The organism is Streptomyces sp. NPDC042638 (assembly GCF_040647235.1).
Taxonomy (GTDB): domain Bacteria; phylum Actinomycetota; class Actinomycetes; order Streptomycetales; family Streptomycetaceae; genus Streptomyces; species Streptomyces rameus.
In genome coordinates this window covers 69,630-82,769 of sequence record NZ_JBEZBT010000037.1, presented here as the reverse complement: position 1 = coordinate 82,769, position 13,140 = coordinate 69,630, and the positions used below count along the sequence as shown (strand labels likewise).

Here is a 13,140-nt window from a genome sequence, read left to right as displayed (position 1 = left end):
CGGGTCCGGCACCAGGATCATGATCACGTCGGCCTCGGCGGCGGCCTCGGCCGGGGTCACCACACGCAGACCCTGCTCCTCGGCCTTCGCCTTGGACTTCGAGCCCTCGTGCAGACCGACACGGACATCGACACCCGAGTCACGCAGCGACAGCGCGTGGGCGTGGCCCTGGCTGCCGTAACCGATGACCGCGACCTTGCGGCCCTGGATGATGGACAGGTCGGCGTCGGCGTCGTAGAACAGCTCGGCCACTTTGGGTTCTCTCCTTGTGTGCAGGTAGTGCTCCCACCGTATGACGGCGGGGTGGAAGGAAGTTCGGGGGTCTCGGCATACGGGCGGACGTTGATCGGCGGCCGCCCGTTCCCAGTCTTACGCCGTTCGGTCGAGAGCGCGCAGCGAACGGTCCGTGATCGAACGGGCGCCGCGGCCGATCGCGATCGTGCCGGACTGGACCAGCTCCTTGATGCCGTACGGCTCCAGCATCTTGAGCATGGCGGACAGCTTCTCACCGGACCCGGTGGCCTCGATGGTGACGGCCTCCGGGGAGACGTCGACCGTCTTGGCGCGGAACAGCTGGACGATCTCCACGATCTGGGAGCGGGTCTCGTTGTCGGCGCGGACCTTCACCAGGACGAGTTCGCGCTGCACGGCCTGGCCGGGCTCCAGCTCGACGATCTTCAGCACGTTGACGAGCTTGTTGAGCTGCTTGGTGACCTGCTCCAGCGGCAGCTCCTCGACGCCCACCACGATGGTGATGCGGGAGATGTCGGGGTGCTCGGTGACACCGACCGCGAGCGAGTCGATGTTGAAGCCGCGCCGCGAGAACAGGGCGGCGATCCGGGCGAGGATGCCCGGCGTGTTCTCCACCAGGACGGAGAGCGTGTGCTTGGACATGATTCTCTGCGCTTCCTCGCTCAGTCGTCTTCGTTGTCGCCGAAGTCGGGGCGGACGTCCCGGGCGGCCATGATCTCGTCGTTGGAGGTGCCGGCGGCGACCATCGGCCACACCATCGCGTCCTCGTGGACGATGAAGTCCACGACGACCGGCCGGTCGTTGATGGAGTTCGCCTCCTCGATGACCTTGTCCAGGTCCTCGGGGCGTTCGCAGCGCAGGCCCACACAGCCCATCGCCTCGGACAGCTTCACGAAGTCCGGCACCCGTGTGCCCCTGGCGTCCGGGTTGACGTCGTCCGGGCCGCTGTGCAGCACGGTGTTGGAGTAGCGCTGGTTGTAGAAGAGGGTCTGCCACTGGCGGACCATCCCGAGGGCGCCGTTGTTGATGATGGCGACCTTGATCGGGATGTTGTTCAGGGCGCAGGTGGTCAGTTCCTGATTGGTCATCTGGAAGCAGCCGTCGCCGTCGATCGCCCACACCGTCTGCTCCGGCTGACCGGCCTTGGCGCCCATCGCGGCCGGGACCGCGTAGCCCATGGTCCCGGCGCCGCCGGAGTTCAGCCAGGTGGCGGGCCGCTCGTACTGGATGAAGTGCGCGGACCACATCTGGTGCTGGCCGACACCCGCCGCGAAGATCGTGCCCTCGGGCGCGAGTTGACCGATGCGCTCGATGACCTGCTGCGGCGAGAGCGAGCCGTCCGCGGGCTGGTCGTAACCGAGCGGGTAGGTCTCGCGCCAGCGGTTCAGGTCGCTCCACCAGGCGGTGTAGTCGCCCTTGTGGCCCTCGCTGTGCTCCTTCTGCACCGCCTGGACCAGGTCGGCGATGACCTCGCGGGCGTCGCCGACGATCGGCACGTCCGCCTCGCGGTTCTTGCCGATCTCCGCGGGGTCGATGTCGGCGTGGACGATCTTGGCGTAGGGGGCGAAGCTGTCCAGCTTGCCGGTGACGCGGTCGTCGAAGCGGGCACCGAGGGCGACGATCAGGTCGGCCTTCTGCAGCGCGGTGACGGCGGTGACCGCACCGTGCATGCCCGGCATTCCCACGTGCAGCGGGTGGCTGTCGGGGAACGCGCCGAGCGCCATCAGGGTGGTGGTGACGGGCGCTCCGGTGAGTTCGGCGAGGACCTTCAGCTCGGCGGTGGCCTGCGCCTTGAGGACGCCGCCGCCGACGTAGAGGACGGGCTTCCTGGCGGCGGTGATCAGCTTGGCGGCCTCGCGGATCTGCTTGGCGTGCGGCTTGGTCACCGGGCGGTAGCCGGGCAGGTCCATCGCCGGCGGCCAGGAGAAGGTGGTCCTCGCCTGGAGGGCGTCCTTGGAGATGTCGACCAGGACCGGACCCGGGCGGCCGGTGGAGGCGATGTGGAACGCCTGCGCGATCGTCCGCGGGATGTCCTCGGCCTTGGTGACGAGGAAGTTGTGCTTGGTGATCGGCATCGTGATGCCGACGATGTCCGCCTCCTGGAAGGCGTCCGTGCCGATCGCCTTGGACGCCACCTGGCCGGTGATCGCCACCATCGGGACCGAGTCCATGTGGGCGTCGGCGATCGGTGTGACCAGGTTGGTGGCGCCGGGGCCGGAGGTGGCCATGCAGACACCCACCTTGCCGGTGGCCTGCGCGTAGCCGGTGGCCGCGTGGCCTGCGCCCTGCTCGTGCCGGACCAGGACGTGCCGCACCCGGGTGGAGTCCATCAGCGGGTCGTAGGCCGGGAGGATCGCGCCGCCGGGAATGCCGAATACCGTGTCCGCGCCGACCTCCTCGAGGGAGCGGATGAGGGACTGCGCACCCGTGACGTGCTCGACGGGGGCGGACTGCTGTCCTCCGGATCGGGGCCGCGGCTGCGGATGGGCCCCGGTGGCCTGCTCGGTCATCGGCATTCTCTTCTCGATGCTGAGGGTTTGTGCGAGGTTCGGGCGGAGTTACGGCATTGCACGCAAGGCACTCGTGCAACAAAAAACCCCTCGTGCCGCAAGGCAAGCGAGGGGAGCGCGCCGGTGAGGTCGCTGGGGATTCCGGATCGTCCTCCGGTGGGTCCCAGCTCAGCCGACGCGCTGTCCAAGTACGAGAATTCGGGTGCGCATGGGACTGACCCTCCCCCTGGCACGCACCACGTGTCAAGTGGGTGGGACGGGCGTCTCAGAATGTGAGCGCAGGGCACTGCCGCCTCCCAGAACAGCGGGAACGCCCCCTGTGTACACCCCCTTCGGCTCCCGCACACCACCGGCGAACACCGGTTCGGCCGGGGCGTGCGGCACTGGGTAGTGGCCGGATCCGAGCGCCCGGCGCAGCCGGTACTCGTCCAGCGGACCGGCGAACGCCATGCCCTGGCCGTGGGTGCAGCCCATCGCGCGCAGGGCGACCACCTGCTCGGGCAGGTCGACCCCCTCGGCCACGGACTGCAGCCCGAGATCACCGGCGATCCGCAGCAGACCGCTGGTGATCTTGTGCAGCCGGGCGGACTCGACCACGCCCTCGACCAGGCCGCGGTCGAGCTTGAGGATGTCCACGGGCAGCCGCCGCAGGGCCGTGATGGCCGCGTACCCGCTGCCGAACCCGTCCAGCGCGATCCGCACCCCGAGCCGGCTCAGCGCGGCCAGGCGCCGCTCCAGCTCGTCGAGGCTGACCCGCGGATCGGTGTCGGACAGCTCGATGACCAGCGCCCCGGGCGGCAGCCCGTACCGGGTCAGCAGCGCCTCCACCGAGCCCAGCGGCATCGAGCGGTCCAGCAGCCGCCGGGCGCTCAGCCGGACCGCGACCGGCACGACGAGCCCGGTCGAGGCGCGCTCGGCCGCCTGTTCCACGGCCTCCTGAAGGATCCAGCGGTCCAGCTCGGCGGTCTTGTCGCCGTCCTCGGCCACCCGCAGGAACTCGGCCGGGGTGAACAGCACCCCCTGGGAGGAGCGCCAGCGCGCCTGCGCGGAGACCGATGCGATCCGGCCGTTCTGGAGGCCCACCACGGGCTGGTGAAGCAACGCGAACTCGCCGTCGTGCAGCGCGGCGCGCAGCCGCGTGGCGAGTTCCGCCTTGCGGACGACGTCCTGCTGCATCTGCGGCTTGTACAGCTCGACCCGGCCCTTGCCGGCCGACTTCGCCCGGTACATCGCCAGATCGGCGTTGCGCAGCAACTCGCCCGCGCCGAGGCCCGGTTCGGCGAAGGCGACACCGATGGAGGCGTTGACCCGGACATCGTTGCCGTCGATGGCGTACGGCTGGGACAGGGTCGCTCTGAGGCGGTCGGCCAGCTCCAGGATGTTCCGCTCCCGGGCGGCACGGTCCCGGGTGCCGTCCCCGACGATCAGGGCCGCGAACTCGTCACCGCCGAGCCGGGAGGCGGTGTCGCCCTGCCGGACGGCGTCCTGGAGTCTGCGGGCGGCCTGGATGAGCAGCTCGTCCCCGGCCTGGTGCCCGATCGTGTCGTTCACGGCCTTGAAGCCGTCCAGGTCGATGAAGAGCACGGCCGTGCCGCGCAGGGCGGCTCCCCGGTCGGTGGCCCGGCGGCCGGACAGGGCCTGCTGCACGCGCCGGGTGAACAGCGCGCGGTTGGGCAGGTCGGTCAGCGGGTCGTGCTCGGCGTTGTGCTGCAACTGCGCCTGGAGGCGCACCCTTTCCGTCACGTCCCGGCTGTTGAAGATGAGCCCGCCGTGGTGGCGGTTCACGGTCGACTCGACGTTGAGCCAGCCGCCGTCGCCGGAGCGGAACCGGCACTCGATGCGGGTGGTGGGCTCCTCCAGCGGGTTGGCGGCGAGGAAGCGGCGCACCTCGTGCACCACGCAGCCCAGGTCCTCCGGGTGGATGAGTCCGGCCAGCTCGGTGCCCACCAGGTCCTCGGCGGGCCGGCCGTACACCCCGGCGGCGGCCGGGGAGACGTACCGCAGGATGCCGTTCGGCGCGGCGATCATGATGACGTCGCTGGAGCCCTGCACCAGGGAGCGGAAGTGGTTCTCCTTCTGCGCCAGTTCCTGGGTGAGGGTGATGTTGTCCAGCAGCATGATGCCCTGCCGGATGACGAGCGCCAGCACCACGGCGCCCGCGGTGATCAGCACGACGTGATCGGGTCTGCGGCCGTTGAGGACGTTGTACAGGATGCCCAGCGTGCACACGGCCGCGGCGAGGTACGGGGTGAGCGCGGCGAGGGAGCCGGTGAGCGGCCGGCCGGCCGGGTAGCGGCTGTGCTCGCCGCCGGGCGCGGGCAGCGGCAGGTGGGTGTGGCCCGTGCTCCGCTGGCCCGGCACGTGCTCGTGGACCACGCGCGTGTGCCCGTCGGCCGCGCGCGCCTCCTGCGCGCCCCGGCGCCGGGGTGCGGCCCAGGGGGCGTAGGCGAGCAGCAGCGAACCGGCGAACCAGCCCGCGTCCAGCAGCTGCCCGGAGCGGTAGCTGCTGTGCAGCAGCGGCGAGGTGAACAGGGCGTCGCACATCACGGTGAGCGCCAGGGCGCCGATCGCGGTGTTCACCGCCGTACGGTTGCCCGGGGCGCGCCGGAAGTGCAGCGCGAGGACCATGCTGACCAGGGCGATGTCGAGCAGCGGGTACGCCAGCGACAGCGCGGCGTGGGCCACGCTCGACCCGTCGAAGCGGGCCGCCTGGGCGAGCGCGAGGCTCCAGGAGAGGGTCAGCAGCGAGCCGCCGATCAGCCAGGCGTCCAGCCCCAGGCAGATCCAGCCGGCCCGCGTCACCGGCCGCTTGGCGAGCACCAGCAGGCCCACGATGGCGGGCGGTGCGAAGCACAGGAAGAACAGGTCGGCGTAGCTCGGGCTGGGCACGCTCCGGCCCAGCACGACCTCGTACCAGCCCCAGACCGCGTTGCCCAGGGCCGCCATGGCCGAGGAGAGCGCGAACAGCAGCCAGGCCGAGCGGAAGCGCACGCGCCGGCTGCGGGCGTACAGGAAACAGGAGACGGCGGCGGTGGCCGCCGCCGCGCTCAGTCCGAAGTCACCCATGACGAGGGCGATCTGGCTCGTCCCCCAGTCGAACGCGGCTCCGACGGCGTAGGCAGCGCAGACCAGGGCGAGGACGAGTTGCTCCATCAGCCGGGTGTTGCCACCGGCGGCCGGCCGACGGGTCGGCGGCGCCTCGTGCGGGTGCGGTGCGCGCACCGCGTCGTCGAGGGTGGTCGTCATCGAGGGCGGCGCACTCACCGGGGCCTCCCGGTCCGCGCCGTTCCCGTGTCCCGACGGTCCCCGTGCGCTGGGTGCGCATGCCTGCGGCGGCCGCTGTTCCTGCGCTGGTGGTGACTGTGGTGACTGTGATGGCTGGTGAACCGGCCGCGTCGCCGCGCGGTCGTGCGCCAGGGTCGCCGTCGGCGGCTCCGCCGCGTCGGATCGTTCGTCCATAGGCCGTGCATCGCCCGTCGCCCCCCTCACAAATCTGAAATGTCCGTCCCCGGGCGCCGAGTGGTCAACGGCGCAGCCCCTGTCGGGACGATACACCAGGATCGTCACTCAGGGACATAGCGTCTCTACGCTCCGTGACGACCAGGGGATATGCACGTACGGGCCGCGTCCGAAAGATTGCGGAGGGTGCCGGAAGGGGGTTCCCGCCCCTTTGCTCCCGCCGTTCCGGATCCGGCCGTGAAGATCAGCTTCCGGTCGTAATGATCACATTCCGCAGGGGTTCCCGGTTGACGAACCGGGTCAGCTGGTCGACCAGGAGCCGCTTGGCCCGCGGCAGGAAGGCCGAGGAGGGCCCGCCGACATGCGGGCTGATCAGCACGCCGGGCGCCTGCCACAGCGGGTGGCCCGGGGGCAGCGGCTCCGGGTCCGTCACGTCCAGGGCGGCGGTGATCCGGCCCCGCTCCAGTTCCGCGAGGAGCGCCCCGGTGTCGACGACCGGCCCCCGTGCGACGTTCACCAGCAGCGCCCCGTCCTTCATCCGGCCGAGGAAGCCGGCGTCGACGAGCCCCCGGGTGTCAGCCGTCAGCGGGGTGCAGAGGATGACGACATCCGCCTCGGGGAGCAGAGAGAGCACATCGGTGATCGGGTGCACAAGACCGCGCTCCGTGGTGCGCCGGGAGCGCGCGATGCGCGCCACCCGCGCGACCTCGAACGGCACGAGCCGGTCCTCGATGGCGGCACCGATGGGCCCGTAACCGACGATCAGGACGTTCTTGTCGGCGAGAGAGGGATGGAAGCCGCTCTCCCAGCGCTCCTGCTGCTGCGCCCGGACGAACCCGGGGACACCGCGCAGCGCCGCGAGGGTCAGGGTGAGCGCCAGCTCGGCCGTGCTCGTCTCGTGCACCCCGCGCGCGTTGCACAGCCGTACGCCGGGCGCGATCGCCGGCAGCTGTGCGGTGATGTCGTCCACGCCGGCGGTGAGCGTCTGGATGACCTGGACGTTCGTCAGGTGCTCCAGCGGGCCCACCCTGACCGACATCCGCTTCATGTACGGCACCACGTACACCGCACACTGCGCCGGGTCGCCGGGAAACGGCTGGTCACCGTCCTCACCGCCGTCCCAGAACAGGTATCGGGGCCCTTCGGGAAGCCCCTCGATCTCCTCGGGCCGGATGGGAAGCCAGACGTCTGAACTCATGCCAGGAGGCTATGTCAGGCGCGTGTGCGTGCAGAGGTTAGGTTGGTGGCCGGGCAGAGGGAGGTTCACGAGCAGGTGGAGCGCAGGACGATCGGCGCGGGGGGACTCGCGGTGGGGGCCGTCGGACTCGGATGCATGCCGATGAGCTGGGCGTACGGCAGATCGCGTCAGCGCGGTGCCGAGTCGCTCAGAACCGTGCACCGGGCGCTGGACCTGGGCTCCGGCCTCCTGGACACCGCGGACATGTACGGCCCGTTCACCAACGAGCTGCTGCTGGGCCGGGTACTGCGGGAGCGGCGCCGGGACGCCTTCGTGTCCACGAAGGTGGGGCTGCTGGTGGGCGAGCAGCACATCGTGGCCAACGGCCGCCCCGGCTATGTCCGGCGGGCCTGCGACGCCTCGCTGCGCCGGCTCCAGACCGACGTGATCGACCTGTACCAGCTGCACCGGGCCGACCCCGAGATACCCGTCGAGGAGACGTGGGGCGCGATGGCGGACCTGGTGCGGGCCGGGAAGGTACGGGCGCTGGGCCTGTGCGCGGTGGGGGCGCGCAGCGGGCGCCGTTCGGGCGCCGGTCTGCACGACGCGACGCTGCGCCAGTTGCAGCGGGTGCAGCAGGTGTTCCCGGTGAGCGCGGTCGAGGCGGAGCTGTCGGTGTGGTCCCCGGAGGCGCTGAAGGCGCTGCTGCCGTGGTGCGAGGCGCGCGGGGTGGGCTTCCTCGCGGCGATGCCGCTGGGCAACGGCTTCCTGACCGGCACACTGACGCCGGGCGAGGGCTTCGAACCGGACGACGTCCGCGCCCGGCACCCCCGGTTCACCGCCGAGATGATGGCGGCCAACCAGCCGATCGTCGCCGGTCTGCGGCGCATCGCCCGTCGGCACGGGGAGCATGTCACCCCGGCCCAGGTGGCCCTGGCCTGGGTGCTGGCGCAGGGCCGTCATGTGATCGCACTGCCGGGCACCAGGCGCGAGCACCGGGTCGCCGAGAACGCGGCTGCCGCGGGAATGCGGCTGACCGCGCGGGACCTCGCGGAGGTCTCCCGGCTCCCGGCGGCGCAGGGGTCGTGGGACTGAGCCCGCCGTCCACCGGGTCCGCGGTCATCGGTTGCCCGGGAGCGGGAACCCGGCGGGCACCGGCGGTGTATGAGAGGGAGAGGGTGTCCGTGGACCGCCGCCTCGAAAGGACCATGATCGTGCGACATCGAGCTGTACCGGCCGTGCTGGCCGCGACCGCCCTGCTCGTCACCGCCGGCTGCTCCGCGGGTGACTCCCCGGGCGGCCGGCCGGCCGGCACGGCACCCGGCGCCACCGCTTCCGCGCACGGCACCGAGCCGGCGGCCCCGGCCAGGGGGTCGGCGAGGGTGCTGCGCACGGTCGCCGAGGGCCTGAAGTCCCCCTGGGGGCTGGCTCCGCTGCCCGGCGGCGGACTGCTGGTCTCCTCCCGGGACGACGGGACGATCACCCGGATCGACGAGAAGACGGGGAAGGAGACCGAGCTGGGCGCGGTCTCCGGGGTCTCCCCGGCCGGCGAGGGCGGTCTGCTGGGCATCGCCCTCTCCCCCGACTACGCCTCGGACCACATGGTCTACGCGTACTTCACCTCGGCCTCGGACAACCGCATCGTCCGCATGCTGTACGACGAGCGGAAACCGGCCGGTGAGCAACTGGGCGCTCCCGACACGGTGTTCAAGGGCATTCCCAAAGGTGTCATCCACAACGGCGGCCGGATCGCGTTCGGCCCGGACAGGATGCTGTACGCGGGCACCGGCGAGAGCGGCCGGCGCGGGCTCGCCCAGGACCGGAAGTCGCTGGGCGGCAAGATCCTGCGGCTGACCCCGGACGGCGAGCCGGCCCCCGGCAACCCGTTCCCCGGCTCCCCCGTGTACTCCTACGGCCACCGCAACGTCCAGGGTCTGGCCTGGGACGACCGGCAGCGGCTGTTCGCCTCGGAGTTCGGGCAGGACACCTGGGACGAGCTGAACGCGATCAAGCCGGGCGACGACTACGGCTGGCCGAAGGCCGAGGGCACGTCCTCCGACCCCGGCTTCCACAACCCGGTGGCCCAGTGGCACACCGACGAGGCGTCCCCCAGCGGCATCGCCCAGGTGCACGGCGTGATCTGGATGGCGGCCCTGAAGGGCCGGCGCCTGTGGCGCGTCCCGCTGCGCGGCACGCGGACGGCGGCGGCCCCGCAGGCTTTCCTCACCGGCGGCTACGGCCGTCTGCGCACGGTCGTGGCGGCGGGCGGCGACAGGCTGTGGCTGGTCACGAGCAACACGGACGGCCGCGGCACGCCGAAGAAGGGGGACGACCGGGTCCTGGAGGTGGAGGTGAGGTGAGGCCGGCCTCGGGCTCCGCCGGGCCCGCCGGCTCCGGATTCCGCCGGGCCCGGCCTGCTCCGGGTTCCGCCGGGCTCAGTCGGTCTCGGACCGCGTCTTGGCGGGGGGCCGTCCGGGCAGCCGTATCACCGCCTTCCCGGACGTCAGGTCTATGGGGCCGCGGCCGGGATCGTTGTCGCCCGCGTCCTCCCGGGTCAGTTCCAGCCGGTTCTGCTCGTCCCGGGTGTGCTTGCGGCCGGGCGCGAACAGTTCCTCGAAGGCGTTGAACACGGCTCCCCCTCCTTGCCGGTTTTCTCCAGCGTAGGTCTCAGCCAGGCGTATCCGCAGTGAGCGTCCCGGCCACGAACAGGCCCAGCCGGTGCGCCACCGCCGCCGCCTCGCCCCGGCCCGAGACACCGAGCTTGCCGAGGATGTTCGAGACGTGGACGCTGGCGGTCTTCGGGGAGATGAACAGTTCCTCCGCTATCTGGCGGTTGGTGCGGCCGGCCGCGACCAGGCCGAGGACGTCCCGCTCCCGGCCGGTGAGACCGAGCGCCGCGGCCGGGTCGGCGGGGGCCGGGGACTGCCCCGGGGTGCCGGCCAGGGTGAGGCGGGCGCGCTGGGCGAGCCGGGCGACGGCGTCGGCGAGGGGGCGGGCGTCCAGGTGGGCGGCGACCGCCGCGGCCAGCCGGAGCAGCTCCGCCGCGCGGTCGCGCTCGTCGTCGCCGCCCTCGGCCAGCAGCGCCCCGGCGAGGCGGTGGCGGATCCGGGCGAGGTCGTAGGGCCGGTCCAGGCACTCGAAGGCGGCGACGACGGGGGCCCAGGTGTCGACGGTGTCCCGGGCTTCCGCGCGCAGGAGTTCCGCCCGGGTCCACTGGCCGTATGCCTGCCAGAGGGGGGCACCGGTGGGGAGAGTCCGGGCGGCCGCCGTGACGCGGTCGAGGGTCTCGGTGCGGCCGGCCCGGGCGGCGGGCAGGGCGCGGGCGTCCGCCTCCGCGGCGGCGGCGGCCAGCAGCAGCGGCCAGCCGTGGCGGTGGGTGCCGGGCGGGAAACCGGCGTCCAGGGCGGGCAGCAGTGCCGCGCGTGCGTCGGCTGTCCGGCCCTGCGCCGCGGCGACGCCGAGGGCGATGCGGGCCAGTGGCAGGGACTGCTGGGGCCGGGGGTCATGGGTGCCGTACCAGGCGCGGGCGGCGGCGAGCTGCCGGCCGGCCTCGGCGAGGTCCCCGCGGGCCAGGGCCAGGTGGGCCAGGCGCACAGCGCCCGCGGCACGGGGCTTGGCGCTGTGGCAGACCCGGGCCGCGTGCGCGGCGGCCTCGGCGGCCTCCCGCCACCGGCCCAGCGAGTACAGCGCGTCGGACAGGTTGCCCCAGGCCCAGGCCCCGGAGTCCAGCAGGCCGTACCGGCGGCAGAAGTCGATGCCCTCGTGCAGCAGCGGCACGGCTTCCCTGTCCCGGCCGACGCTCTGCAGCGCCGACGGCAGGTTCACATAGGCGCGGCCCGCGACATGGTGCACGCCCTCCGCCCGGGCGTCCCGCAGGACCTGCCGCATCTGTGCGAGACCGGCCTCCGGGTCGCCGGACTCCACCGTCAGGCCGCCCAGGGTGAGCAGGGCGTGCAGTTCGGTCTCGCGGGCGCCCACCATCCGCGCGTACTCCACGGCCCGCTCGGCGGCGGCGAAGGCCTCGGGGCCGGGCCGGTGCTGCATCGACCAGTTGGCGGCGACCGCCAGCACCTCGGCGTGCACCTCGGACGGCGGCAGGCCGCGCACCAGGTCCTGGGCGGTGGCCAGTTCCTGCCGGCCGTCGCCGCGGGACTGGGCCTGGACCAGCCGGGAGCGCTGCAGCCAGAACCAGGCGGCGCGCAGGGGGTCCTGCTCCTCCTCCAGCAGGCGCAGTGCCCGCTTGGTGATCTTCAGGGCGCGTTCGCGTTCGCCGCCGAAGCGGCCCGCCACCGCCGCCTCGGCCATCAGGTCGAGGTAGCGCAGCGGGGCGGAGGCCGGATCGCTGCCGCCGGGGGTCTCCCCGCGCCTGTCGGGCAGCGGGGGCGAGTAGGCCTCGGTGTAGTCGACCGGGCGGAGGGCCGCGCGCACCTCCTGCGGGGCGCCGTCCCACAGCTCCATGGCGCGCTCCAGCAGGCCGAGTTGCTCGGTGTAGGCGTGCCGGCGGCGGGCGACGACGGCCGCGGCCAGGACGGCGGGCAGCGCCTTCGCCGCGTCGTGGGCGTGGTACCAGTAGCTGGCCAGGCGCATCACCCGGGCGTCGGCGGGGACGAGCGCCGGATCGGCCTCCAGGGCTTCGGCGTAGCGCCGGCTGAGCCGGGAGCGCTCACCGGGCAGCAGGTCGTCGGCGACGGCCTCGCGGACCAGGGAGTGCCGGAAGCGGTAGCCGTCGCCGGCCCGGGTGGGGGTGAGGATGTTGGCGCCGACGGCGGCCCGCAGCGCCTCGATGAGGTCGTCCTCGGTGAGCTGGGCCACGGCTGCGATCAGCGGGTACTCCACCGCGGAGCCGCCCTCGGCGACGATCCGGGCGACCCGCTGGGCGCTCTCGGGCAGCGCCTCGACCCGGACGAGGAGCAGGTCGCGCAGGGAGTCGGTGAGGCCGGTGCGGTTGCCCTCGCAGCAGGCGACGGCGAGTTCCTCGATGAAGAAGGCGTTGCCGTCGGAGCGTTCGTAGATCTCGTCCACCTGGGCGGGGTCGGGTTCGGCGGCGAGGATGCCGGCGATCTGACGGCCCGCCTCCGCACGGGTGAACCGCGCGAGTTCGATGCGGTGGACGGTGCGCAGCCGGTCCAGTTCGGCGAGCAGGGGGCGCAGCGGGTGACGGCGGTGGATGTCGTCGGAGCGGTAGGTGGCCAGGACGAGGAGGCGGCCGGCGCGCAGGGTGCGGAACAGGTAGGCGAGCAGGTGGCGGGTGGAGGCGTCGGCCCAGTGCAGGTCCTCCAGGGCGAGCACGACGGTGTGGTCGGCGGCGACCCGCTCCAGCAGCCGGGCGGTGAGCTCGAACAGCCGGGCCAGGCCCTGTTCGTCGTGGCGGCCCGCGGCGACCTCGCCGAGATCGGGCAGCAGCCGGGCCAGTTCCTCCTCCTGGCCGGCCGCCGCGTCGGCGAACTCCTCGGGCAGGGCGTCGCGCAGGGCGCGCAGTGCGGTGGAGAAGGGGGCGAACGGCAGCCCGTCGGCGCCGATCTCCACGCAGCCGCCGACGGCGACGACGGCGCCCTGGCCGGCCGCGGCCGTGGCGAACTCCTCCACGAGGCGGGTCTTGCCCACGCCCGCCTCGCCGCCGAGCAGCAGGGCCTGCGGCTCGGCGGCGCCGGCTCGGGCGAGCGCGTCGTCGAGCGTGGCCAACTCGTCGGTGCGGCCGACGAACACGGGACTGACGGACCTGGTCTCCACGGGCCCGAGCAT

9 protein-coding genes are annotated in these 13,140 nt (G+C 72.9%); 2 read left to right on the top strand and 7 right to left on the bottom strand.

Annotated elements, in window-relative coordinates:
• The 5 genes from AB0B40_RS26310 to AB0B40_RS26290 form a co-directional block, all read right to left on the bottom strand.
• A partial coding sequence (locus AB0B40_RS26310) for an NAD(P)-binding domain-containing protein (protein WP_362265875.1) occupies positions 1-252 on the bottom strand: 252 nt, incomplete at its 3' end.
• A gap of 117 nt (positions 253-369) precedes the next feature.
• Positions 370-894 (bottom strand): acetolactate synthase small subunit, encoded by a 525-nt coding sequence (ilvN, locus tag AB0B40_RS26305; protein ID WP_121786755.1) that lies wholly within the window; start codon positions 892-894, stop codon positions 370-372.
• A 20-nt stretch (positions 895-914) separates the two neighbouring features.
• On the bottom strand, positions 915-2,762 hold the full coding sequence (locus AB0B40_RS26300; protein ID WP_345055254.1) for an acetolactate synthase large subunit: 1,848 nt from the start codon (positions 2,760-2,762) through the stop codon (positions 915-917).
• Positions 2,763-3,005: 243 nt separating this feature from the next.
• Positions 3,006-6,026 carry an EAL domain-containing protein gene (locus tag AB0B40_RS26295; protein WP_362265873.1) on the bottom strand — a complete coding sequence of 1,007 codons (3,021 nt, stop codon included), beginning with the start codon at positions 6,024-6,026 and terminating at the stop codon, positions 3,006-3,008.
• A gap of 439 nt (positions 6,027-6,465) precedes the next feature.
• Complete coding sequence (locus AB0B40_RS26290) at positions 6,466-7,419, bottom strand: 2-hydroxyacid dehydrogenase (RefSeq protein ID WP_345055259.1); 954 nt, start codon at positions 7,417-7,419, stop codon at positions 6,466-6,468.
• 75 nt (positions 7,420-7,494) lie between these two features.
• Between AB0B40_RS26290 and AB0B40_RS26285 the strand changes: the two genes are divergently transcribed.
• Both AB0B40_RS26285 and AB0B40_RS26280 read left to right on the top strand, forming a co-directional pair.
• A complete protein-coding gene (locus tag AB0B40_RS26285; protein ID WP_345055260.1) occupies positions 7,495-8,493 on the top strand; it encodes an aldo/keto reductase in 999 nt (332 codons plus the stop codon).
• 113 nt (positions 8,494-8,606) lie between these two features.
• Positions 8,607-9,758 carry a PQQ-dependent sugar dehydrogenase gene (locus tag AB0B40_RS26280; protein WP_345055263.1) on the top strand — a complete coding sequence of 384 codons (1,152 nt, stop codon included), beginning with the start codon at positions 8,607-8,609 and terminating at the stop codon, positions 9,756-9,758.
• Between the two features lie 75 nt (positions 9,759-9,833).
• Here the strand turns inward: AB0B40_RS26280 and AB0B40_RS26275 are convergent, their stop codons facing one another.
• Positions 9,834-10,028, bottom strand: coding sequence for a DUF6191 domain-containing protein (locus AB0B40_RS26275; RefSeq protein WP_345055265.1), 195 nt, complete (start codon positions 10,026-10,028; stop codon positions 9,834-9,836).
• A gap of 37 nt (positions 10,029-10,065) precedes the next feature.
• Entirely contained in the window at positions 10,066-13,140 is a 3,075-nt protein-coding gene (locus AB0B40_RS26270) for an AAA family ATPase (RefSeq protein ID WP_362265877.1), read from the bottom strand.